Source organism: Natronococcus pandeyae (assembly GCF_008122205.1).
Lineage (GTDB): Archaea > Halobacteriota > Halobacteria > Halobacteriales > Natrialbaceae > Natronococcus > Natronococcus pandeyae.
The window spans coordinates 164028-185366 of record NZ_PHNJ01000006.1; the positions used below are offsets into that span (position 1 = coordinate 164028).

A 21339-nucleotide genomic window follows, 5' to 3' on the forward strand; every position below is an offset into this window, starting at 1 on the left:
CAGATAGATCTCGATTGAGAACGTGCTCTGATAACCCGACGAAACCCTCTATGATTGAATTGATTGTTCAGTAGTATTTATTGTATCCAAGATTACTTCTTTCGTCTATATACTCCATTTTGAACTTTTGTCAGTTGGCTCTTTTCAACAAGTTGTCCGAGTGATCGGCTAATACTTGATTTCGGGCGATCAATCTGGTCAGCTATTTCAGCAGTGGTGAGTGTTGTTTCTTCAGAAGTACGAAAGCACTCAAGAATTTGCGTTTCAACACGACTGGCGACTTTTTGTAGGAGATCATATTCATAGGCAAGTTCCCGTATTGCCTGAAAGTTCATCTGAACACGTTCTATTCGCTGACCCTTTGCTCCACCTCTATTTCTCATCTGTTTATTTTCTAAGACACCCCACTGTTCAAGTCGATCAATATCTTCTGAAGTGAGGTTCACGGACCGAAATTGAAATTTCGTTTCATTATCAATTCTATAGACAGTCTCCTGTGACATAGTTAGAAATAGTAAACCCATCCCATATAATTATCGCTTCTGTATTGCAGTTAAACTGGATTTGAAACACTGTTACCGTTAATGTTTAGAGAATAGCCAGGTCCTGAAATAAAATATTATATTTCCGACAGCTATAGTCGATTTGGCCGCATTCATGAATATATAGATCAGAACTTTTCACAACTACGGTAATGCAATTCCCAAATGGGTAAACGAAGATGAGATAGTCCCCATATATTAATTACAACCCTGTGAATTCCTGATGGAAGCGCTTATCAACAATGAACGGGTACATTCTAGACAGATATGCCGGAGGTCAAAAACCGCTTCAAAATCAGCGATGAGTCTACTGACTACCTCTGGCTCCAGGTTGATCAGGACCAGGAGAGTGGTATAGAAGTTCCTGTTCCAAAAGAGAGCCCCAACTACGATGCTAGAATATATGAACAATTAAGAGATGTTGACCAATCGACGACTATCAAAGCAACACTGGTCAGCGAAAACGAAGAAAACACAGCCTGGAGGGTGAAAAGTATCCAGGATATCGACGGTTTATCTCCTGCCTCGGCAGCAATGATTTGATTGGACTGAGTCATTCTTTTCGTTTCGTTTCTTTTGTTTTCCACCCATTTTCCTCACGATCTTGCTCTCTCGAAACTCGGTAATCACTAAAGAGATATTCTGTGAATTGGATCTCAAATTTTATTGCGATACGCTGAAATATGAATGTAAGGATTCCAAATCCAATAATAAAATGCCAATTTGGCCCCCAATACCCAAACAATCCTGGCTCGCTATATTCTAACCCGACAAGTTCTAATAATATTTGAAGGGATGAAAAGTTATCTAACATCACAAAAATAGTAACCAAGATAAGACTATACCAGGAAGTTAACCACATCGCACGATGGAAATTTCGGATCGCTTGAAACCGTGTGGATCGAGCAGGAGATGTAATATCGTCAATCTCGCTCGAGATAATATTCGTAAGCCTATGATAGTCTCTAGTCCCTCGATCAATGTCGTATCGAGTCACAATATCTTTGAGAACTTCAAATGCCCCCTGTTCATTATCCAACACTCTCCCCGCTGGATCTCGCTTCCAACAGATCATGGGTTGATAAATCGGAGAAAATAATAACTGCAGTTTCAATATATCCAAAAAATATCTTACCAATCCATATACCGTTTCTCTATTTATATTTTTGATGGTTATAACGAATCTATCTAACCATGTCAGATTTGACTTAACATTCTGGTTCTGTTTGAAGGAGGATAGTCCAGAATTAGCGTCTTCTGACTTACTTCTAAGCGGGTATTCACGAACAGAGTCTAGTGTAGCTTCAAAACAGTTACCGGTTGCTATTGCTGCGTGAAACTGCAGAAAGTGGCCGAGTGAGTACCCTAAGAGACCAGAAAATAAAATTCCTACAGTACCAGTTGGGATTGGGGGCTCAGAAAATAGCGTGATTAGAACAGAGAGGGCAAATATGCCCGGAAGAAGATTTCCGAGTAAGTCATAGGAAGTTAAAACACGAAGATACCGTCCTTCTGTCATTGGTATTTGAATTGGTGTGTATAGTATATAAATAACTTGATGACATTATCATATATCAAGCAAATAATGGATATACAGATATGATTATAAGTCATCTATTGAGTCATTATTTTGAATTTTGACTGCAATATTGTGACAAGGATAAACAAATGGTTTTTAATACGCTTGATTGACGTGATCGACCCTTCTCTCCTGGTCTTATGGAACCTGCATTTCGTGTGGATCAACTGGAGATCGTGCGGAGGTGGGGGCGGGGCGGTGTAATTTTTTGGCTCTGTCCCCTTGGGGACACCCAGCAAGGGGCGTTTCGCGCACAGCGCGAAACCGACCCGCAGCCTCGTGGCGCGATCGCGGCGCCGACCCCGCCTCGAGGCGAGAACTACAACTGAAATTGCACAGTCACGGCTATAGTACAATCTGAATTGCTGAAAAGAGGGTCCAAAAGAGCGTTGCCACTACCGAGGTCGGTTTAGCGATCGGCGACAGCGCCGACGAATCCGAGCTCGGTTCCACCGCCGGGCGTCTTCCAGGTCAGCTCTGCTCGCCGGAGGACGGCCGGATCGTTACCCGACTTCGACCACTTCTCGAGCGCTTCCGCGGCGACGGCCCACACGGTCTCGAAACTGCTCGCCTTCAGATTCGAGAGAATCGTGTCGATCCGCATCCGCTTCGGTTCGCCCTCCTGGTCGAACTCGATCTCGGCGCCGTTCTCCGCTAACCACTGCTGGAACGGCGACGACTCCGCAACGTGATCAGCGAGGCCCATCACGTGCTGGATCCGGTCGGCGTAGTTCTCGATCGCGTACTCCGCGTTCTCGACGAGCGCTCGGAGTTCGTCGCGATACTTCCGCACTCGGAACGAGACGTCGCCCTGGTCGAGCTCGAGGATGTCGCCGAGGTCTTCGATCGCTCGGTAGATCGTTGCTGGGTGCTTCCCCAGCTGGTCGGCGAGATCGTCGACGGTCGAACCGCCGTCGGTCGCGACCGACTCCGTGACGTCGCGGGCGGTCTCGCCCATATCCCGAAGCGTCGTCATCAACAGGTGATCGGTCTTCGCCTCGAGGCGCGGCGTCGGGTCCTCGTACAGTTCGACAGGATCGTCTCGACCGACGGCATCGAAGTGATCGTCCGGGACGTAGACGCCGTTTCCGTCGGGCGCGAGCGGGATGTCTTCCCAGTGCAGCGCGTTCAACAGCGTCTCTTCGATCTGCTCGGTGACGTGGTGGCGATCGGCCCACGCCCACGCCTCGCCGTCGTTCATTTTCTTGTTGACCAGTACCTCCACCTTCGGGTGGTAGGACGGGTGATCTTTGGAGACCGCGTCCGGATCCGCCAGCTGGTAGATCTCAAGCTTCCGGCCGTAGGTGTGACCGGGGAGGAGTTCACCGGCCGACGCCGGGTTCAAGAAGAGCCGGTTCTGGTGGTTGACAACCTCCTCGTTGTCGATGTGCAGTTCGGCCTTGACGCCCTCGAGGTCGGCGAGGTGATGCACGACCTTCTGGAGGACGCCGGCCGACGAGAGCTTTTCAGCCCACGATCGGCGGATCCGGACGTAGCGCTCGTACGCCCACATCCGACTCGCCGAGTGCGGATCCGTCCGGAAGTACTCCGAGTGGATCCGCTCGCCGGCTTCCTCGAAGATCCCCGCGAAGAACTCGGGCAGTAGCTCGAGTCCACGATCGGGTTCGACGTTACTCGTGTGGAACTCGACGTCGACGCCGTCGACCTCGCCGACCTGATTCTCCCACGGGAGGTTCACCGGATCTCCGGTCTCCCAGTGGCGCATGTTCGGGAACCGCGGCGAGATGTTGTACGACGCCTTTCGCTCGCCGCGCCCACGGCCCACGATGTCCCACTCGTACAGCCGTTCGGCGTTGATCCCGTCCGACAGCCGCGGTGCGAAGCCGGACTTGCTGTAGCTCACTTTGACGTGCCAGGGCTCGCCGTCGATCTCGACATCCAGTTCGAGGTAGCCCTCGAACGGCGGACCGAGCATCACCGACGACAGCGCGTCGTACGGACCGCGGCCCCAGTTGGCCCACTTCCAGCGGCCTTCGACCTCGTGGGGCGTCGTCTCGACCTGCGGCACGCTACTCGCCCTCCTCGCGAACAGTACGTACTACTGATCGATCACCGTCTGTCGTAGAGGGTGGCAGAATTTGACAGGGAGTTATCTTTTTATGGGATTCCGTAACGTGGTGAATAGTGGTCCTCAGGGCTAGAGGCACGTACCCCGGACCACCTACCGAGCTAAAGGGGAATTCACCCACCCCTTTCCCGCTGCCTTGTGAGCTATCCTGATCAGTTCCGTTCGGCCACGTATCGTCGCTCACGCCGATTCACCCTCGTTCTCGAGCAGTCCCGAGAGGACTGCTACCGGGTTCCACCACGTCGCACCCTCGCACGGGTAGCAGACGTGCTTGAACGACGTGAGTTCGGTCGCCTCGAGGGATGCCGGATCAGCGGTCGGCTCCTGGTCGACCTCCTCGAGGCGCACGCGCTTGACTCGGATCCGCCCACAGCCCACGCAGATCGCGTCGACCGGGATCCCGACCTGACCGGCGGCCGGGCTCGCGAGTTCGCCCTCGAGGTCGCGATCGCCGTGGTGGACGTCGGAACTCATCGCGAATCACCGCCGTCGAAACACTCGTGACGACGACCGTCGGCGATCGTGTAGAGACGCTGCCGGCAGAACCGACAGTTTCGAATCCGGTCGGCTCGGGCCCAGTTTCCGGAAATGTCCCGAATCTGAGCCAGACCGTCTCTCACCTCGAGGTCGGTATCGGAACTCACAGCCGACCACCCACGGGTGCCTCCGGATCGACGAACTCGGGATCGATCACGTGCGACCACCCGAGTTTCGCGACCTCGGATTCCGAGCGCGACCCGCCGACGTCGTACCACCGACCGCGAAGCAGCTCGTCGAACAGGCTCGCCGGCACGATCGCGCGGGCAACCTGGGGCAACCCCGGCCGCGGAAGGTACACCGTGAGCAGGTACATCCCGCCGGCCTCGAGCAGTTGCTCGTGGGCCGCTCGCTTCACGTAGAATCGACCGCGCGTCGATCCGCTTCCGTTGGCCGTCCGGATCTGACAGCCCTTGATTTCGACCGGGACGTCCGGTTCGACGAGGACGATTCCGAAGAACGGCAGCGACTCGCTCGGCTCGAGGACGACCGACGTCCGCGCGTCGTGCCAGGTCGCGGTTCGGTCACCGACGTACTCCAGGGCGTCGACGGTCTGGACGATCTCCGCCTCGAGGGCATCGCCGCTGGCCTTCGAACTCTTGAGCGCCGATGCTCGAGAGCTTATTACCGACCCCCTCTATTTCGCGTAGAATTCTCAGACTGTGCTAATTTCCGAGTCTTGACCGGGATACCACACCAGTAAGGGTATACGGTAATTTCTCTGCTCGGCCCTCCGAGAAACATGAAATGGGCAGAAGACGCAGATCGAATAGCAGCCATTTGTACCGACTGCGGCTCACCGCACGCCGCCCGCCGTTTTCCGGATGGAAAAATCCGGATCATTGGAACAGGCGATGAATGCCCGTGTGGTAGTTCCGAATTTCGAACCACCTGATGATCCGCGCTGTTTGCGCACACACGGCCGCTCATGCGGTCTCACCCTGATTCTCGAGCGACTGCCGGACCTGCTCATCAGTAGCCTGCTCCGCGGGGTGGGCTATGGGCGTCCGACTCCCGACGTGGTACAGCCGACTCGCCGGGACGAACTCCGTCATCGGCCACCTCCCGACCCGTCGGCCGTCATCGCCTCTTTCGCGTCCTTGATTCGCCGAAACTCCGCCGTGCTGCCGCCGGTATCGGGATGGGCGTCTTTGATTTTGTTGCGGAACGCCTGGCGAACCTCGGACTCACTCGCGTTCGGAGCGACGTCCAAGATTTCGTGCGGCGGAACCTCGGCGGCGATCGGTTCCTCGTCGGCCGACGGCAGTCGCGCGTTCGCGAACTCCGACTCGCCGGTGACGACCGGCCGCTGCTCCATTTTCCGCTTCTCGTGGACGTACAGGCCGACAGTTCGCACGTTGTCGCGGAGCCGCGAGAATCGGTCGCAGGCTACCGCGTACTGCTCGCCGTCCATGCTCCAGCGGAGCACGAAACCGGAATCGTCAGGGTTTGCACGGGCGTACGGCCGCTGATCCTTCTTCCGCTTCCGGGCGTCGAACGAATAGCGGAACTCGTCGACGTCGAGTCGCGACAGCTCCGCCTCGAGATCGTCGAACGCCTTCGACAGCGAGACGTCGAAGTTCTTGTTTCGGGTTCGTTCACCCGGTGGCGTTCGGTCGAACTCCGGCGGCCACTCGAGGCGTTCAGACATCGGCCTCACCTCCGTGACGGCCGGGCGACGTCTCCGGATCCGGGATCGGGACGTCGACGCCAGCGGCCGAACCGCGGTTCAGTCGAGCGAATGTATCGCAGTCACCACAGCGATGGGCTCGGTCGCTATCGTCACCGAAGACGCGACGGAACCTATCAGAAACGTGAGTACCACAGTTACGGCACGTCGAGTGATCGACCGACGGCCAGGGAGCGACGGTCACGCCGACCACCCCCAATTTCCTTCGCCAAAACCGCAGGACAGCGGGGATGCGAATCCCCCGCCGGTAATCACTCGGTTTTGATAGGCGTTTTCTACGTTCGCACCGCTACTGAATGATGCAGAGACAGCCGCTAAGTCGGCGACTATCTGGACAATTCGAAACGTTACAAAATTCTGATGGACTCGCTGGGATTTTGAACTACGCCCAGACGTTCCGGGTCGCTCGCTGCGCTCGCTTCCCGGGCTGCGACTGGTCTAGGCTCAAATCCCAGCGTCGACGATAATTTGCGTCGCTCACGAATTGTTCGCGACGCAGAACCATGGACTCGCTGGGATTTGAACCCAGGGCCTCTTCCTTGCGAAGGAAGCGATCTACCACTGATCTACGAGCCCTCGACCGTTCCTACCCGCGAGATCTATTTGTAACTTGTGTTTCGAGAGCGACGTGGGTGTTCGCCACACGCCTCGAGCCCCCCTCAGACCGTCGACGCGTTCCGCGAGCGTTGCGAACGAGTCTCGAGCACGCCGGCACGGCCCGCCAGCAACCCCACCAGAAAGCCGGAGAAGTGGGCGATCAGGGCGACACCCGGCTGAGCCGTCGCCAGGGTGACGATCACCGCGAGGACGAAGAAGATCGCCCAGGTGACCCACCGGGGGACGTCGACGACCGAGGCGATCACCGACGAGAGCCGGTTGGACGCGATGAGATAGCCGAGCAGGGCGAAGACGGCCCCGCTGGCGCCGAGTACGCCCTCGGTTGGCGTCACTCCCATGAACGGCAGCGACGCGAACACGCCCGTCAGGACGATTTGGGAGACCCCAGCGAGTGCGCCCGTCAGGAGCACGAACGTGTGAAAGCGAAGCCGCGTCGTCGCTCGAGCGACCGGCCAGCCGAACAGAACCAGCGCGACGCTGTTCGAGAGGAGGTGGCCCAGTCCGGCGTGAGCGTAGACGCTCGTGACGATCGTCCACGGGTTGTCCGCGAGCGGCGGCGCGAGGACGAACAGCCCGATCATCGCGCCGGCGGCGGCCGCGACCGCCTGGAGGACGTAGACGACGACGAAGATCACCAGCAGGTCGATCAGTGGGCCGCCCGAGTCGGACTGCTCGTCTCGACTCGAGGAGTCCCGCGAACGCGATCGTCTCGACATACACTGTACTGTGTGCCGAGCGACAAAAGTTCACACTGCTTACTGCGGCCTGCATATAATATACGGAGCTACTGCGTGAGGATCGTCGCCACTACGGGCGAAAAAGAACGGAAAATCGCGCGGTCGCGACCGAGTCCTCAGTCTTCGAGGACGATCTCGATCGAAACGTCGTTCGGCACCTGGATGCGCATGAGCTGTCGGAGTGCGCGTTCGTCGGCGTCCAGATCGATCAGGCGCTTGTGGACGCGCATCTCCCAGTGCTCCCACGTGGCGGTACCCTCGCCGTCAGGCGACTTCCGGGTCGGCACCTCGAGGGTCTTCGTCGGCAGCGGGATCGGACCGCTCAGGTTGACGCCGGTGTTGTTCGCAATCTCGCGGACGTCGTCACAGATGTCGTCGAGGTCGTCTGGACTCGTGCCCGCGAGTCGAACGCGTGCCTGCTGCATTTATTTGTCGTCGACGCTCAGGACTTTGCCTGCTGCGATGGTCTGACCCATGTCGCGGATGGCGAAGCTCCCGAGTTCGGGGATCTCACTGGACGGTTCGATGCTGAGGGGCTTTTGCGGTCGGATCGTCACGACTGCAGCGTCACCCGACTGGATGAAGTCGGGGTTCTCCTCTGCGACCTCGCCGCTTGCGGGGTCCATCTTCTTGTCGATGGATTCGACCGTACACGCGACCTGTGCCGTGTGGGCGTGGAAGACCGGCGTGTATCCAGCGGTGATGACGGAGGGGTGCTGCATGACGACGATCTGCGCCTGGAACGTCTCGGCGACGCTCGGCGGCTCGTCCGCAGGACCACAGACGTCACCACGGCGGATGTCGTCCTTGCCGATGCCGCGGACGTTGAATCCGACGTTGTCACCGGGTTCGGCCTTTGGAACCTCTTCGTGGTGCATCTCGATCGTCTTCACTTCGCCGCCCACGTCGCTGGGCTGGAAGGAGACGTTGTCGCCGATGTTCATGACACCGGTCTCGATACGTCCGACGGGGACGGTACCGATGCCGGAGATCGTGTAGACGTCCTGGATCGGGAGTCGAAGCGGCGCGTCCGTCGGCGGCTCCGGCTCCGGCAGGGCGTTCAGGGCCTCGAGCAGGGTTTCGCCGTCGTACCACGGCGTCTCGTCGGAGGCCTCGGCGATGTTGTCGCCCTCGAAGGCCGAGATCGGGATGAACGAGGCGTCGTCGGTCTGGAACTGAACCTGCTTGAGCAGCTGGTTGACTTCCTCGACGACCTCGTCGAAGGTGTCCTCCTTGTAGTCGACGACGTCCATCTTGTTGATGCCGATGATGAGTTCGTCGATACCCAGGGTGCGGGCCAGGAAGACGTGCTCCTGGGTCTGGGGTGCGACACCGTCGTCGGCGGCGACGACGAGGACGGCGTTGTCGGCCTGGCTCGCGCCAGTGATCATGTTCTTGACGAAGTCGCGGTGACCAGGACAGTCGACGATAGTGAACTCGTACTCGTCTGTCGAGAACTCCTGGTGGGCGATGTCGATGGTGACACCGCGCTCACGCTCTTCGGCGAGGTTGTCCATGACGTAGGCGAACTCGAAACCGCCTTTGCCTTTCTCTTCGGCTTCCTCGCGGTGCTGTTCAATGACGTGCTCTGGTACGCTCCCCGTCTCGTAGAGGAGGCGTCCCACGAGCGTACTCTTCCCGTGGTCAACGTGGCCGATGATGGCCAGGTTCTGGTGTCGTTTGTCGCTCATTGTTGTAGCTCACGCGCAAAGGCGCTTATATCGGTATCTTTTGCCCGTTGCGGTTAAAACCATTTCGAAAGCGAATTCCGCCGATCTCGACGCTTGCTTGCGGTTTGTGTCTGGTGCACACGATTCACGCCACGATCGCGCGTCCAAATATCATCGTCCCAACCGAAACGGTCGACACACCGATCGTACGACGGAAGCGTGGTTCGGAGCGAGCGCGGTTCGGAACGTGCGCGGTTCGGAACGAACGAAGTGAGTGAGAACCGCGAAACGCGAACGGGGAGGAACGACCCGTGAGCGAACGAAGTGAGTGAGAACCGCGGAACGCGAACGGGGAGCGACGCAAGCGAGAACCGCGGACAGCGCAATCGGGCGTGTACTGACGTTCAGCAGGCACGCACTGACGTTCAGCGGCTCTGACGCTCCGTGTGGCGATCCGGGTTTTGTCGGGTTCCGTACCCGTTAAACAAATAGCTGTTCGACGCCTTGCTTCGAACGAACCGTCGACGAACGTGGGTACCGTTCCGCCGTGGTGACAACGGAGTACTACGGGTCACAGATGGTCGAACTCAGCGCCGCACTGCTGTTCGTCCTGGCGATCAGTGCAAGTTTTTTCGCCGCCTGGACGATCGGTGCGGGATCATCCGGCTCGACACCGTTCGCACCCGCAGTCGGCGCGAACGCGATTACGACGCTGCGAGCGGCGTTCATCGTCGGCCTTCTCGGGTTCGCCGGTGCGGTGTTACAGGGTGCGGCGGTTACCGAAACCGTCGGCGCCGGGCTCGTCGAGGGTGTGACCCTCTCCCCGCTCGCCTCGGCGATCGCCCTCACGATCGCGGCGACCTACATCGCCGCGGGGGTGTTCGCGGGATACCCAATCGCGACGGCGTTCGCGATCACCGGGAGCGTCGTCGGCGTCGGACTGGCGATCGGCGGCGAACCGGCGTGGGACACGTACGCCGAAATCGGGCTGTACTGGTCGGTGACACCGGTCGCAGTCGCACCACCTGCATACGTGGTAACGAAACTGCTGCGCGGAGAGGCGGTGTCAGAGAAACTGGTCGTCACCGTCCTCGGCGCGTCGGTAGGGCTCGTCGTGGCGAACATGGAGTTTCTGTTTCTCGGGCCGCCGGGCGAACAGGCGTCGTTCGCAGCGGTCGTCGCGGCGAGGCTCCCGGGCTCGAGCCTTTTCGGCGTGGCCACGACGACGGCAGCTGTCGCCGCCGGCACCGCCTGGCTGGTCGCACGCGCGCTCGATCGTGACCGCGTCGGCGCACAGCGACGGTTCTTGCTCGTCCTCGGCGCCCTCGTCGCGTTCACCGCCGGCGGCGGGAAAGTCGGCCTCGCGGTCGGACCGCTGTTGCCACTCGCGGAGGGAGCCTTCCCCGTCGGTGCGATCATCCTCGTGTTGGTGTTCGGCGGCATCGGAATCCTGCTCGGCTCGTGGATGGCCGCCCCGCGAATGATCAAGGCGCTCTCGCAGGATTACTCCGAACTCGGACCGCGTCGGTCGATCGCCGTCCTCATCCCCTCGTTCATCTTCGCCCAGATCGGGATCTTCTTCGGCATCCCGATGTCGTTCAACCAGATCTTCATCGGCGCGATGGCCGGCGTCGGCTACGCCGTCGGCGGCGACACCGTCAGCGAGCGAAAACTGGTACTGACCGCGGTCGCGTGGATCGGCTCGCTCGTCTTCGGGCTGGTCGTCGGTTACCTGCTCCAGACGGTAGCGATATCGCTGGTCGAACTCGCCTGATCCCAGCAAACGCCCCTCCAGGCCGAAACAAAAAGCTCGTCGCCGCGTTCACTCGTCGAGCGGCGGCAGCCGACCGACGTCGGACAGCACGGCCGTCGCGGTTTCGGGACCGCCCGCGCCGCGACCGCTGTTGTGGAGACTGCCGGCGTGTTTCGTCTCGATCTGGACGATGTTGCGCGTCCCCGTCACGGCGAGGGCGCCGTTTTCGGGAACGAGGCGCGGACCGACGCGAATGCCCTCTCGAGACGCCTCGCCGATGAGCCGGATCGTCCGGCCGTCCTCGGCGGCGAGTTCGAGCGCGCTGCCGGGAATGTTCTGGATCCCCTCGACGGTCGCATCCTCGAGCGAGAAGCCGCCGTCGGCCAGCACGTTCGCGAGGATGACGAACTTGAGCGCGGCGTCGGTGCCGTCGACGTCGAACGTCGGGTCGGCCTCGGCGACGCCCAAGTCCTGGGCTTCCGCGAGGACGTGTTCGTAGTCGAGCCCTTCGGCGGCCATCCGCGTGAGGATGAAGTTCGCGGTCCCGTTGAGCACGCCCCGAACCGCGGTGACGGCCTGCGGCGTCGAGTCCTCGATCGTGGAGAGCACGGGAATCGCGCCGCCGACGGTCGCCTCGAATCGGATCGAACCCTCGCTGTCGGCCTCGAGCGCCCGCAGTTCCTCGTAGCGCTCGGCGACCGGTCCCTTGTTCGCCAGCACGACGTGGTGATCGCTCTCGAGTGCACGCGTTACGTGCGTAAAGCCCGGTTCGGCGTCGCCGAGCGTCGTCGGCGTCGCCTCCACGAGGACGTCGTAGGCGGTCTCGAAGACCGCTTCGGGGTCGTCCGGACCGAGGGGATCGCCACCGAGTTTGCGCTCGAGCGCCCGGTCGACGTCGATGCCGTCGGGATCGACCGCGGCGTCGCTCGAGTCGGCGAGCGCGACGACGTCGTGGCCGTACTCGCTGGCGAGGTCGGCGACCGACCGTCCGACGTCACCGGCACCGAGGATCGCGAGTCGCATCAGGCGTCACCTCCGACCAGCGGTTCGACGACGGTAAACTCCTTCTCCGCACCGATCGATCGGACGACCTCGAACACCTGGTCGGACCGTCCGGAGTCGATCGCGAGTCGAATCCGCGCACTCGAGGTGGCGTCGGTGCCGTCGGGCGCGGCGAGCGAGAGATCCTGAACGACGGCGTCGGCCTCGTCTTCGATCCGCGAGAGCGTTCCCGAGAGATCGTTCTCGACGATGTGGCCGACCAGCACGACGCTCAACTCCTCGCCGTAGTGCTCGGCGCCGGCCTGGATGACGTTGACGCCGGCGTCGCGGAGCCCCTCGACGATCTCGTCGAACCGCTCGGGTGGGCTCTCGAGGTCGACCTCGACCGGAATGTGTCCGCGGGGTGTGATGTTGCCGCGCTCGTGGTGAATACTCAGGAGATTGCCCCCGTTGTCGGCGATGGGCGCAAGTGCGCGAAGTAACTCACCAGGTTCGTCGACGAGTTCGAGACGGACGGTGTAGGCACGAACGCCGCCGTCCGTTTCGGCCTCGTCCTCGGCGGACTCGTCAGCCATCGCCACCACCTGCTTGCGGGCGTCCACGCGTCATTATGATCTATGACTCAGTATCGTGCGGGTAAAAGGATATAGGAGTTCTCAAAACTCTCCGGCCGTGTCAACAGTCGGCACGTTGGGTCCGCCGAGTTGCTCGAACGGGGTTCCGGTTGTGGCCGCAGAGTTCCGGTTGTGGCCTCAGAGGTGATCTTCTCCCGGGTTCGACGACCCCCAGTCGCCGCGCCCCCCTTCGGTGCGGTCGACTCCCATGATCGATTCCGCCTGGTCGGGCCCGCCGAGGCTCTCGCGGGCGTCCGGGACGCGAATGGTGATATCGTCGATCTCGGGCCACTGAATGAGTTCGGCCTCGATGTTGCCCGTCGTCACGTCGCTGACCGAACACCCCTTGCAGCCGCCGCCGAGTTCGATGATAACCTCGCCGTCGTCCGGATCGGCCTTCCGGACGGCGCTGGTCCCGCCGTGCATCTGGATGATCGGCATCTCGCGCGTGAGCCACGCCTCGACTCGCTCCTTGAGCGGTTCGTCCTCGGAGTCAGTCATTGATCGCGCTAGGGACTCGAGCGGTGAATAGGTTCGGTTTGACGACCCCACTTACCGCCGATTGCGGTGCCTGCGAAGCCACTCGAGTGCGACCGCCCCGCCGGCAGCGCCGACCGCGCCGGCCGCGGTGAATCCCGGAATGGTATCGTCGCCCGAATCCGTGTCAGTTTCCCCGTCGTCGGACCCGTTACTGGCGGTCCCGTTCTCGTCGGCGTCGGTGACGGTTCCGCGCTCCTCGGAATCGGTCAGCGACGGCGGATCCGTCTGTTCGCCGGTCTCGATCGGAAAGGTGTACAGCGCCCCCTGGATGTCCGTGTTCGGTATCATCTCCGTGCTGCTCGCGACGAACGTCTCGCCGGGTTCGGCGACGCGCGCGGTCCAGAACGCCGCCTCGTCGGGGTCGCGCCACGAGGTCAGTTCCTCCGGTTCGGCGGGATCGCTCACGTCGTGGATCTTCACGCCGCCCTGGTACCACGAGGAGTAGAGCCGCCCGTTCCGGATCTCGAAGTTGTGTGCCGTCGTCCACAGTCCGCCGTCGTACGTCTCGTCCGCCGCTTCGGGCGCGTCGATCGACGACTGGAGTTCCGGCTCCGCGGGATCGCTCACGTCGTAGAGGTCGATCCCACCCGGCCCGTCCGGTTCGTCGCCGCCGGTCGCCCACGCCTCCCGGCCGACCGCCAGCAGGTCTCCGGTGTCGTCGACCGCGGAGTAGTGGTCGTTGCCCGGCAGGCCGAGCTGAGCCTCGTCGTCCTCGAGTTCCCGCTGCTCCTCGAGGGCCGTCTCGCTCACGTGTGAGAGATACTCGGGCGCCGTCGGATCGCTCACGTCGAGCAGATAGGTGCCGGGATTCCAGTGGGCGACGTAGGCGATCCCGTCCTGGACGTAGACGTCGTGGTTGTAGCGAGCGCGCCAGAAGACGTCGCGCCAACCGGGTTCGTGATCGAGCAGGGACCAGCGGCCGATCTCCTCGACGCCGTCGCCGACGTCGAAGATCACGAGCGGGTTCTCGTCCTCGTCGTTCGCGACGACGAACAGCAGGTCGTCATCGAGGTAGCAGTTGTGGATGTGATACCCCGTTTCGTACGGCTCCGTCGCCGGGACGGGGTCGGCGGGATCGCTCACGTCGTAGACGACGAAGCCGTGAAAGACGTCTTCGGCGGTTCTGGTGGCCGGTCCGACGACCGCCAGTCGATCGCCGTCGACTTTCACGTCGAGGATCCCCGTCAGCGGACGGTCGTCGACCTCGAGTCCCCGTTCCTCGGCGAGCGTTTCGGGATCGGCGGGATCGCTGACGTCGACGGTTGCAAAGCCGTCGGTGGCGGCGAGGTAGGCGATTTCGCCGTCGTCGCCGACGACAGCTTCGGCAGCCTCGTCGACGGAAACGCGACCGAGCGGTTCGTAGCCGTCCTGCCGTGTAGCCGCCGTGGTAGACGCAGCAACCGATCCAGGGATCGTCAGGACAGTGCCGACTGCGGCGCCTGCCCGAAGGAGGGTTCTCCGGCGCATAGTTGTATCACGAAACGAGCGAGTAAATACCGTAGGTTCAGCCGCGGTGTCGAGCCGGGTCGCGTTAACTCCGCATCCGCTGTCTGTCACCCGTCCCCTCCGTCAGGGCGCTCGCGATCGCACCCTCGAGGACGACGTCGTCGCCGTGTTCGGTGACGCGGATCTCGGGAACGTTGTTCAGCAACATGTTCGAGACGCGCTCGCGGATCGGATCGACGACCAGTTCCTCGTTGTGGAGGGCGACGGCGCCGCCGAAGGAGACGACGATCGGCGCGAACGACTGGACGACGTTGGTGACGCCGATGGCGTTCCAGTGGGCGAGCTGGTCGATCACGTAGTCGGCCAGTTCGTCCTCGCCGGCCATCGCGAAGACGTCCTTCGCGGTGAAGTCGGGGCCGTCGAGCGGCAGTTCGGTCGAGACAGTCGGATCGTCGTTCGCGAGCAGCCGGGCGAAGTCGGGGATGCCGTTCCCCGAACAGTAGGCCTCCCAGTGGCCGTCGTGGCCACAGCCACAGGTCAGCCGGCCGCGCGGATCGACGACGCAGTGGCCGACCTCGCCGGCGTTGCCGTCCCAGCCGTCGAGGATTTCGCCGTCGCAACAGACCCCGGCGCCGATCCCGGAAGAGATCGTGATGTAGACCATATCGTCCGGGTTGCGCGACGCGTGGAACCGCTCGCCGATGACCCCTGCAGTGGTGTCGTTGTGGAGATGGACCTCGTCGCTGTCGACGAGTTTCTCGATGGGGCCCGTCAGCGGAATCCGATCGATCGAATCGGGAAGGTTCGCCGGGTCGATCACTGCCCCCTCCGCGAGGTCGAACGGTCCGATCGAACCGATCCCCGCGGCGGCGATCTCTTCCGGAGCGATACCAGCGTCGCCACACGCCTCGCGGAGCGTGCGGAGAACGCCCTCAGTCACGTCGATTCCGGTGGGGCCTCGAGGCGTCCCGTTGCGGCTGACCCCGATCGTCGTTCCGTCGTCCTCGGCGACGGCCGCCCGGACGTTCGTCGCGCCGAGATCGACGCCCGCGTAGTAGACCATGCTATCAGAGAGAGTGCCGTCGTCGTACTTAACTACCGGTATCTTCACTCGAATGGGAGTAGCTACCGCAACGCAGCGCGGTGACCGACATACGTATGACACACGATATCATAGTAGGTCGTATGGCCACCGATCAGCCCGGGACGGAGGCCGAACCCGAAACCACACTCTCCGACGCTGAACTCGAGGCGCTCCACGAGGTCGAACTCGGACTCGAGTGGCTCCAGCGCGCACAGGGTAACCTGCTCGAGTTCCACCACGCGACGGGACACGGGATGGACCACCTCTACGAGGCCGAAGCGCTGCTCGACGCCGCCGGCCACGAGGAACTGGCGGATACGATCCGGACCAACCTGCTCCCCCACGGGGTCGTCGACGGCGATCGATGGTCCTACGATGTCCTCGAGAGCTTCCAGGAGACGATGCTGGCCGAGACGTCGAGTTTCGAACGCCGCGTCCGGCGAGAGCTGGCGGACGGACAGCGCCACGTCCGTGAACGACGCCAGGAACGAACGTGGAAGGAACAGGCGGAACGCTCCCGGCAAGCGAGTGAGGAGGATCGCACCGACTGAACCGGTTTCCACACCGATCGCACAGCCGTCGTCGGCGAGGTCCGTAGTGTCGACCTCGAGGTGACCCCGATCGGCTGTGCACCGGCGGTCAGTGGCTACTGGCGCTACTCGGCGCTGCGGACGAACGTCACCGGGCAGGGCGAGGAGAGCAGGACCTCCTGTGCGGTCGAGCCGAAGACCGCCTTTCCGGTCGGTGAGCGGCGACGACCGCCGACGACGACCCGATCGGCAGCGACCCCGGTCGCAAGTTCGACGATCGTCGGTCCGTGGTCGCCGATCGCGCCGCGAACGTCGTACTCGATCCCTTCCTCGTCGAGTTCGCTTCGCAGGTCCCTGATCGTCGAGTGGCGAGAGGCGACCTCGTCGGGGCGAACCTGATCGCTGTCGGCGTCCATCTCGAGGTTGCCGAGCACTTCGTTGTACTCGTCTTCGGTAAAGACGTGGGCGAGAACGACTGTCGCGTCGGCCGGTTTGGCGACCTCGAGGACTGTTTCGGCGAGTTTGTCGGTGCGGTCGGCGTCGCCGGGTCCGACGGCGAGCAGGATCGTCTGGAGTGTCATACCCCCACTATGCGTGGCAATCTACTTAAACGCCGGACTTTCTCGAAACAGAATTCGGGGGCGCGAGAACCCGGTTAGTCGTCGGCCGCGACGGTCGATTCCGTCCCAAAACCGACTCTCGCGTTCGGCCGGACCTGCGTTTCGGTGCCTACTATACCCTTCCGCGGCGTTGTCGAGCCCGGAATGAACGACCTCGATCTCTCGAATCGGACCGTGCTCGTGACGGGCAGCGCCAGGGGTGTCGGCCGCGAACTCCTGCTTTCGACCGCCGACCGCGGGGCGAGCGTCGCCGTCCACTACCACACCAGCGCGGACGCCGCCCGCGATGTCGCCGACGAGGCCCGCGAGCGCGGCGCGGCCGAGGCGATGACCGTCCAGGGAGACGTCACCGATCCGGAGAGCGTCGACGGCATCTTCGCGGCCGTCGAGGCCGAACTCGGCTCCGTCGACGTCCTCGTGAACAACGTCGGCGACTTCGCGCCCACCCACTGGGAGGAGATCGAGTTCGAGACCTGGAACCGGGTGCTCGAGACCAACCTCAACGGCACCTACCTCTGTTCGAAACGTGCGCTGCCGGCGATGCGCGAGGGCGACTACGGCCGGATCGTCAACGTCGGCTACGCCTCGAGCGAGAAGGGGTTGGTCCACCCGACGAACTTCCCGTACTTCGTGGCGAAAGCCGGCGTGCTCATGTTCACGCGGATGCTCGCAGCCGACACGCAGGACGGCGGGATCACGGTCAACGCCATCTCGCCGTACGTCGTCGAGAACTCCGACGAGTTCCCCGAGGACCTCCCGCGGGATCGACCCGCCTCGTTCGATGACCTGATCAATCCGCTGCTGTTCTTCCTGGATCCCGACAGTGAGTACATCAGCGGGGAAAACGTGGAAGTCGACGGCGGCTGGCTGCCCGAGACGGTGTGAGTCGGGACGAGCGATCGAACCGCGGAACGTTTGTGGTCCAGAGTTCGTTCACCGGCGGACCGACGCGTCGCACGTCGGCTCCCTGGTCAGACCGTGCACCCTGTTCAGGCCCTGCAGTCTGTCACTGGATGACGCTATGTGACTGTGACGCATAGAGGAACACGGTGACCCACCCTATGCCAGAAGCAACGATACCGGACGTAGCACAGATCGTGAGTGACTACAACGACCTGTTTAGCGGGGACCTCTCGAAGCTGGGTATGGTGTCCGAGTCGTACACGTTCTCCTTCCCGTTCGACGAGATTCACGGGCGGGACGGACTCGAAGAGTTCCTCCGCGAACAGGAGACAGCGTTCCCCGACGCCAGCGTAGAGACGGACGACGTGCTCACCGGCGACGAGGTCGTCATGCAGGAGTTCACATGGAAGGCCACACACGAAGGGGAGTTCGAGGGAATCTCACCGACAGGCCGTGAGATCGAGACCAGAGGGATGGCGAAACTGGTTCTCGCAGACGGGAAGATCCAGGAAGATCGAACGTACTTCGACTCGCGGGAGTTCCTCGCCCAACTCGAGGTCACCGAGTAAGGCCCATCTCCTCCTCGTTTCTGGTCGGGCGGCCGTCGACAGGCGTCGCCCCTGCGTGGCCCACCAGGTTAGGGTCAGTCCTTTTGCAGCGTCTGGTGATAGTACCGATATGATCCCGATCGCGATGGGATGGCGACACCTTCTCTTTGCGAACTGGCCCGTCGAACCCGCGATCGTCGACGATCGCCTCCCCGACGGGCTCACAGCCGATCTCTACGACGGGCGAGCGTGGCTCTCGGTCGTCCCGTATCTGAACGTCGACGTCCGCCCTCGAGGGCTCCCCGCGGTCACGGGATTCGAACTCCCGGAACTCAACCTTCGGACGTACGTGCGCTGCGACGGCGAGCCCGGAATCTACTTCTTCAGCCTGGACGCCGAGGGCGTGCTCGGCGTCGTCGGCGCGCGGCTCTCCCACCGGTTGCCGTACTACAACGCGAGCGTCGAGATGGACGTTGCCGACGGACAGGTCGCGTTCTCGAGCGAGCGCCGACACCCGACTGCACCTGCGGCCCGTTTCGCGGGGACGTACGAACCCGTCGGGGAGTCGTTCACGCCCGATCCGGATTCCCTCGCGGCGTTTCTGACCGAGCGATACCGCTACTACACGACGGGGCGCCGCGGTGAGCTTCGCTACGCCGACATTTCCCACGAACGCTGGTCGCTCCAGCCGGCGACGGTCGCACTCGAGACGAACACGCTCTTCGAAGCCAACGGGTTCGAACCGCCGGAGACGTCGCCAGTCTGCTACTACGGTCGAGGCGTCGACATCGTCTCGTCCCGAAACCGCCGCTGGTGAGTCCGACCCGACGACCGACGAACCGTATAAGCCGACAGCGGCCGTGGAGCCGCCTATGACTTCGATGGGGCGTATCCGAGCGATCCACGTCGCTCCCGAGCAGGGCGCACCGACGGAACGAGTCGACCGCGTCCGGGCGTTCGCCCGCCGTGGCCTCGAGGGAGACCGGTACTGCAGACCCGAAGCCGGGGCCGACGACGGACACGAGGACGCAGGGACGTTCGCCGACCGCGACGGGAGCGACCTCACGCTGATCGAGCGCGAGGCCCTCGAGGCGGTCGAACGCGACTACGACATCGCGCTCGAGCCCGGCGTCCACCGGCGAAACCTGACGACCGAGGGCATCGCCCTGAACCACCTCGACGGGGAACGGTTCCGGATCGGCGAGGTCGTCTGCGAGGGCGTCGAACTCTGCGAACCCTGTTCGTACCTCGAGCGCCACCTCGCCGAAAACGGGGTCAGGGAGGCGCTGGTCCACCGCGGCGGGCTCCGGGCGCGGATTCTCGAGGACGGCGTCGTGACGGTCGGCGATCGGCTCGAGTCGGTCTGAGGGAGCGCCGGCGATCGTACACGTTCGGTCGGTCAAGTACTCGACGCGATATAAACGCCCATTGCCGCGGACGCTAACGGTCGCGTAATGAACGAGCCTGGCGTCCAGTCGCTGATGGACCAGGAGACGCTCGAGCGGCGGGTTCGAAACGGCGAGACACCGGCGTGGGTCGCCGCCCACTGGAACTCGTTCCGGGACGGACTGCTCGGCGAACGAAACGGAACGCCGTTCCCGTGTTTCTTCGGCGCCGAGTCGGTCCAGCAGGGCGAGCCGATCTACACCGCAGTGCCGTCGATGTCCGACGCCGACGCGCTGTTGACCCTCCGGGACCGGGTCCTCGAGTACCTCGAGAGCTACCGGGATCACGCCGACCGAGCCTCGCTGGTCACGTTCTTCAAACCGCCCGAAGAACCGCTGTCCGAACGCGAGTACCACGATGCGCTGTGGCACATCCTTCAGACGCTGCACTGCCACGATCCCGAGCCCTGGCCCGAGGAGATCCCGACCGATCCCGACGATCCCCACTGGGAGTTCTGTCTGGGCGGCGAACCGATGTTCCCGACCTGTCGGGCGCCGTTCTACGACCAGCGCAAGAGCCGCTACTGTCCGATCGGTCTCGAGATCACGTTCCAGCCGCGCGCGCTGTTCGAGAACCTTGGCGTGACGGGCGACACCGAGGCAGGTCAGCGCGCCCGCGACGTGATCCAGGATCGTCTCGAGGGGTACGACGGCGTCTGTCCCCACGCCGACCTCGGCGACTGGGGCGTCGAGGGCGACCGGGAGTGGCCCCAGTACATGCTCTCGGACGACGAGTCGCAGGCACCCGACGCGTGTCCGATAACCGTTACTCGAGCCCACCCGAAACCCGGAGCGAGGTTGCCGTGACGACGAACGAAGTCGATCCCGGCCCCGACGAGGCGCTGATCCTGATCGATCTTCAGGAGGGGTTCGACGATCCGACGTGGGGTGCGCGAAACAATCCGGACGCCGAGCAGCGAGCGGCCGATCTGCTCACCGCCTGGCGCAAGGCCGGACGGCCCGTCGTCCACGTCCGTCACCACTCGACGGAGTCGGATTCGCCGCTGCGCGGCGATCAGCCGGGGTTCGCGTTCAAACCCGAAACGGCCCCGCTCGAGGACGAACCGGCCTTCGAGAAGCACGTCAACAGCGCGTTCGTCGGGACGGAACTCGAGACGTGGCTTCGCGAGCGCGGGCTCGAGCGTCTCGTCGTCGCCGGGCTCACGACGGACCACTGCGTCTCGACGACGACCCGGATGGCCGAGAACCTGGGTTTTTCCGTGACCGTCGTCGCCGACGCGACGGCGACGTTCGACCGCGAGTTCGACGGCGAACGCTTCGACGCCGAGACGATGCACCGGACGGCGCTGGCACAGCTCGAGGGCGAGTTCGCGACGGTCGCGACGACGGCGGAACTGCTGGCCGTGCTCGAGTGAGCGGCGCGCGAGAGCC

Annotated in this window: 26 protein-coding genes and 1 tRNA gene; 9 read left to right on the plus strand and 18 right to left on the minus strand. The window is 62.3% G+C overall.

Annotation, left to right across the window (positions count from 1 at the left end; genetic code table 11):
* Nucleotides 1–92 precede the first annotated feature (92 nt).
* Nucleotides 93–503 carry a helix-turn-helix domain-containing protein gene (locus CV102_RS13195; protein ID WP_187432962.1) on the minus strand — a complete coding sequence of 137 codons (411 nt, stop codon included), beginning with the start codon at nt 501–503 and terminating at the stop codon, nt 93–95.
* A gap of 306 nt (nt 504–809) precedes the next feature.
* On the opposite strand from CV102_RS13195, the gene CV102_RS13200 reads away from it, so the two are divergent.
* A complete protein-coding gene (locus CV102_RS13200) occupies nt 810–1085 on the plus strand; it encodes a hypothetical protein (protein WP_148858483.1) in 276 nt (91 codons plus the stop codon).
* Nucleotides 1086–1095: 10 nt separating this feature from the next.
* Here CV102_RS13200 and CV102_RS13205 read toward each other — a convergent pair whose 3' ends face one another.
* The 11 genes from CV102_RS13205 to tuf form a co-directional block, all read right to left on the minus strand.
* On the minus strand, nt 1096–2061 hold the full coding sequence (locus CV102_RS13205; RefSeq protein WP_148858484.1) for a hypothetical protein: 966 nt from the start codon (nt 2059–2061) through the stop codon (nt 1096–1098).
* Nucleotides 2062–2530: 469 nt separating this feature from the next.
* Nucleotides 2531–4150: a DUF7845 domain-containing protein gene (locus CV102_RS13210; RefSeq protein ID WP_148858485.1), complete on the minus strand. Its 1620-nt coding sequence runs from the start codon at nt 4148–4150 to the stop codon at nt 2531–2533.
* A gap of 240 nt (nt 4151–4390) precedes the next feature.
* The gene (locus CV102_RS13215) at nt 4391–4684 is read right to left on the minus strand and encodes a hypothetical protein (protein WP_148858486.1); all 294 of its coding nucleotides are present in this window, start codon (nt 4682–4684) and stop codon (nt 4391–4393) included.
* 166 nt (nt 4685–4850) lie between these two features.
* Complete coding sequence (locus CV102_RS13220; protein WP_148858487.1) at nt 4851–5372, minus strand: hypothetical protein; 522 nt, start codon at nt 5370–5372, stop codon at nt 4851–4853.
* Between the two features lie 301 nt (nt 5373–5673).
* Nucleotides 5674–5802: a hypothetical protein gene (locus CV102_RS27010; RefSeq protein WP_267903122.1), complete on the minus strand. Its 129-nt coding sequence runs from the start codon at nt 5800–5802 to the stop codon at nt 5674–5676.
* Entirely contained in the window at nt 5799–6398 is a 600-nt protein-coding gene (locus CV102_RS13225) for a J domain-containing protein (RefSeq protein WP_148858488.1), read from the minus strand. The genes CV102_RS27010 and CV102_RS13225 overlap by 4 nt, the downstream gene beginning before the upstream one ends.
* Nucleotides 6391–6630 (minus strand): DUF7563 family protein, encoded by a 240-nt coding sequence (locus CV102_RS26590; protein ID WP_148858489.1) that lies wholly within the window; start codon nt 6628–6630, stop codon nt 6391–6393. The genes CV102_RS13225 and CV102_RS26590 overlap by 8 nt, the downstream gene beginning before the upstream one ends.
* Nucleotides 6631–6941: 311 nt before the next feature.
* Nucleotides 6942–7013, minus strand: a tRNA-Ala gene (locus CV102_RS13235).
* Between the two features lie 83 nt (nt 7014–7096).
* Nucleotides 7097–7771, minus strand: a complete 675-nt coding sequence (locus CV102_RS13240; protein WP_148858490.1) for a rhomboid family intramembrane serine protease — start codon at nt 7769–7771, stop codon at nt 7097–7099.
* A 137-nt stretch (nt 7772–7908) separates the two neighbouring features.
* On the minus strand, nt 7909–8217 hold the full coding sequence (rpsJ, locus tag CV102_RS13245) for a 30S ribosomal protein S10 (RefSeq protein WP_004215311.1): 309 nt from the start codon (nt 8215–8217) through the stop codon (nt 7909–7911).
* Nucleotides 8218–9483 (minus strand): translation elongation factor EF-1 subunit alpha, encoded by a 1266-nt coding sequence (tuf, locus tag CV102_RS13250; RefSeq protein ID WP_148858491.1) that lies wholly within the window; start codon nt 9481–9483, stop codon nt 8218–8220.
* 556 nt (nt 9484–10039) lie between these two features.
* On the opposite strand from tuf, the gene CV102_RS13260 reads away from it, so the two are divergent.
* Complete coding sequence (locus CV102_RS13260; RefSeq protein WP_148858590.1) at nt 10040–11236, plus strand: inorganic phosphate transporter; 1197 nt, start codon at nt 10040–10042, stop codon at nt 11234–11236.
* A 48-nt stretch (nt 11237–11284) separates the two neighbouring features.
* Here CV102_RS13260 and CV102_RS13265 read toward each other — a convergent pair whose 3' ends face one another.
* From CV102_RS13265 to CV102_RS13285, 5 genes are all read right to left on the minus strand, one after another.
* Nucleotides 11285–12238, minus strand: a complete 954-nt coding sequence (locus tag CV102_RS13265) for a homoserine dehydrogenase (protein ID WP_148858492.1) — start codon at nt 12236–12238, stop codon at nt 11285–11287.
* Nucleotides 12238–12792, minus strand: a complete 555-nt coding sequence (locus CV102_RS13270; protein ID WP_187432963.1) for an amino acid-binding protein — start codon at nt 12790–12792, stop codon at nt 12238–12240. The genes CV102_RS13265 and CV102_RS13270 overlap by 1 nt, the downstream gene beginning before the upstream one ends.
* A gap of 177 nt (nt 12793–12969) precedes the next feature.
* On the minus strand, nt 12970–13332 hold the full coding sequence (locus CV102_RS13275; RefSeq protein WP_148858494.1) for a NifU family protein: 363 nt from the start codon (nt 13330–13332) through the stop codon (nt 12970–12972).
* Nucleotides 13333–13383: 51 nt separating this feature from the next.
* A complete protein-coding gene (locus tag CV102_RS13280; protein ID WP_148858495.1) occupies nt 13384–14838 on the minus strand; it encodes an LVIVD repeat-containing protein in 1455 nt (484 codons plus the stop codon).
* Nucleotides 14839–14902: 64 nt separating this feature from the next.
* Entirely contained in the window at nt 14903–15880 is a 978-nt protein-coding gene (locus CV102_RS13285; protein ID WP_148858496.1) for an ROK family protein, read from the minus strand.
* Nucleotides 15881–16002: 122 nt separating this feature from the next.
* Here CV102_RS13285 and CV102_RS13290 point away from each other — a divergent pair, with 122 nt between their 5' ends.
* Nucleotides 16003–16452: a hypothetical protein gene (locus CV102_RS13290; protein WP_148858497.1), complete on the plus strand. Its 450-nt coding sequence runs from the start codon at nt 16003–16005 to the stop codon at nt 16450–16452.
* 104 nt (nt 16453–16556) lie between these two features.
* On the opposite strand, the gene CV102_RS13295 is transcribed toward CV102_RS13290, so the two are convergent.
* Nucleotides 16557–17012 (minus strand): universal stress protein, encoded by a 456-nt coding sequence (locus tag CV102_RS13295; protein ID WP_148858498.1) that lies wholly within the window; start codon nt 17010–17012, stop codon nt 16557–16559.
* Between the two features lie 183 nt (nt 17013–17195).
* Here CV102_RS13295 and CV102_RS13300 point away from each other — a divergent pair, with 183 nt between their 5' ends.
* The 6 genes from CV102_RS13300 to CV102_RS13325 all read left to right on the plus strand — a co-directional run bounded on the left by CV102_RS13300 (nt 17196) and on the right by CV102_RS13325 (nt 21323).
* A complete protein-coding gene (locus CV102_RS13300; protein ID WP_148858499.1) occupies nt 17196–17936 on the plus strand; it encodes an SDR family NAD(P)-dependent oxidoreductase in 741 nt (246 codons plus the stop codon).
* A gap of 176 nt (nt 17937–18112) precedes the next feature.
* Entirely contained in the window at nt 18113–18523 is a 411-nt protein-coding gene (locus tag CV102_RS13305; RefSeq protein ID WP_148858500.1) for an ester cyclase, read from the plus strand.
* 109 nt (nt 18524–18632) lie between these two features.
* Complete coding sequence (locus CV102_RS13310) at nt 18633–19319, plus strand: YqjF family protein (protein WP_394349486.1); 687 nt, start codon at nt 18633–18635, stop codon at nt 19317–19319.
* Nucleotides 19320–19374: 55 nt separating this feature from the next.
* Nucleotides 19375–19869, plus strand: a complete 495-nt coding sequence (locus tag CV102_RS13315) for an MOSC domain-containing protein (protein WP_148858501.1) — start codon at nt 19375–19377, stop codon at nt 19867–19869.
* A gap of 87 nt (nt 19870–19956) precedes the next feature.
* Nucleotides 19957–20754: a YqcI/YcgG family protein gene (locus tag CV102_RS13320; protein WP_148858502.1), complete on the plus strand. Its 798-nt coding sequence runs from the start codon at nt 19957–19959 to the stop codon at nt 20752–20754.
* A complete protein-coding gene (locus CV102_RS13325; protein ID WP_233710684.1) occupies nt 20751–21323 on the plus strand; it encodes a cysteine hydrolase family protein in 573 nt (190 codons plus the stop codon). Before CV102_RS13320 ends, CV102_RS13325 begins: the two co-directional genes overlap by 4 nt.
* Nucleotides 21324–21339: the final 16 nt, after the last annotated feature.

What these genes read in the sequence shown, in the direction of transcription:
- CV102_RS13215 (WP_148858486.1), bottom strand. Translation starts at nt 4,684, where the DNA reads ATGAGTTCCGACGTCCACCACGGCGATCGCGACCTCGAGGGCGAACTC.
- CV102_RS27010 (WP_267903122.1), bottom strand. Translation starts at nt 5,802, where the DNA reads ATGACGGAGTTCGTCCCGGCGAGTCGGCTGTACCACGTCGGGAGTCGG.
- CV102_RS13285 (WP_148858496.1), bottom strand. Translation starts at nt 15,880, where the DNA reads ATGGTCTACTACGCGGGCGTCGATCTCGGCGCGACGAACGTCCGGGCG.
- CV102_RS13295 (WP_148858498.1), bottom strand. Translation starts at nt 17,012, where the DNA reads ATGACACTCCAGACGATCCTGCTCGCCGTCGGACCCGGCGACGCCGAC.
- CV102_RS13315 (WP_148858501.1), top strand. Translation starts at nt 19,375, where the DNA reads ATGACTTCGATGGGGCGTATCCGAGCGATCCACGTCGCTCCCGAGCAG.
- CV102_RS13300 (WP_148858499.1), top strand. Translation starts at nt 17,196, where the DNA reads ATGAACGACCTCGATCTCTCGAATCGGACCGTGCTCGTGACGGGCAGC.
- CV102_RS13205 (WP_148858484.1), bottom strand. Translation starts at nt 2,061, where the DNA reads ATGACAGAAGGACGGTATCTTCGTGTTTTAACTTCCTATGACTTACTC.
- CV102_RS13280 (WP_148858495.1), bottom strand. Translation starts at nt 14,838, where the DNA reads ATGCGCCGGAGAACCCTCCTTCGGGCAGGCGCCGCAGTCGGCACTGTC.
- CV102_RS13275 (WP_148858494.1), bottom strand. Translation starts at nt 13,332, where the DNA reads ATGACTGACTCCGAGGACGAACCGCTCAAGGAGCGAGTCGAGGCGTGG.
- CV102_RS13260 (WP_148858590.1), top strand. Translation starts at nt 10,040, where the DNA reads ATGGTCGAACTCAGCGCCGCACTGCTGTTCGTCCTGGCGATCAGTGCA.
- tuf (WP_148858491.1), bottom strand. Translation starts at nt 9,483, where the DNA reads ATGAGCGACAAACGACACCAGAACCTGGCCATCATCGGCCACGTTGAC.
- rpsJ (WP_004215311.1), bottom strand. Translation starts at nt 8,217, where the DNA reads ATGCAGCAGGCACGCGTTCGACTCGCGGGCACGAGTCCAGACGACCTC.
- CV102_RS13270 (WP_187432963.1), bottom strand. Translation starts at nt 12,792, where the DNA reads ATGGCTGACGAGTCCGCCGAGGACGAGGCCGAAACGGACGGCGGCGTT.
- CV102_RS13310 (WP_394349486.1), top strand. Translation starts at nt 18,633, where the DNA reads ATGATCCCGATCGCGATGGGATGGCGACACCTTCTCTTTGCGAACTGG.
- CV102_RS13305 (WP_148858500.1), top strand. Translation starts at nt 18,113, where the DNA reads ATGCCAGAAGCAACGATACCGGACGTAGCACAGATCGTGAGTGACTAC.
- CV102_RS13195 (WP_187432962.1), bottom strand. Translation starts at nt 503, where the DNA reads ATGTCACAGGAGACTGTCTATAGAATTGATAATGAAACGAAATTTCAA.
- CV102_RS13265 (WP_148858492.1), bottom strand. Translation starts at nt 12,238, where the DNA reads ATGCGACTCGCGATCCTCGGTGCCGGTGACGTCGGACGGTCGGTCGCC.
- CV102_RS13200 (WP_148858483.1), top strand. Translation starts at nt 810, where the DNA reads ATGCCGGAGGTCAAAAACCGCTTCAAAATCAGCGATGAGTCTACTGAC.
- CV102_RS13225 (WP_148858488.1), bottom strand. Translation starts at nt 6,398, where the DNA reads ATGTCTGAACGCCTCGAGTGGCCGCCGGAGTTCGACCGAACGCCACCG.
- CV102_RS13290 (WP_148858497.1), top strand. Translation starts at nt 16,003, where the DNA reads ATGGCCACCGATCAGCCCGGGACGGAGGCCGAACCCGAAACCACACTC.
- CV102_RS13320 (WP_148858502.1), top strand. Translation starts at nt 19,957, where the DNA reads ATGAACGAGCCTGGCGTCCAGTCGCTGATGGACCAGGAGACGCTCGAG.
- CV102_RS13240 (WP_148858490.1), bottom strand. Translation starts at nt 7,771, where the DNA reads ATGTCGAGACGATCGCGTTCGCGGGACTCCTCGAGTCGAGACGAGCAG.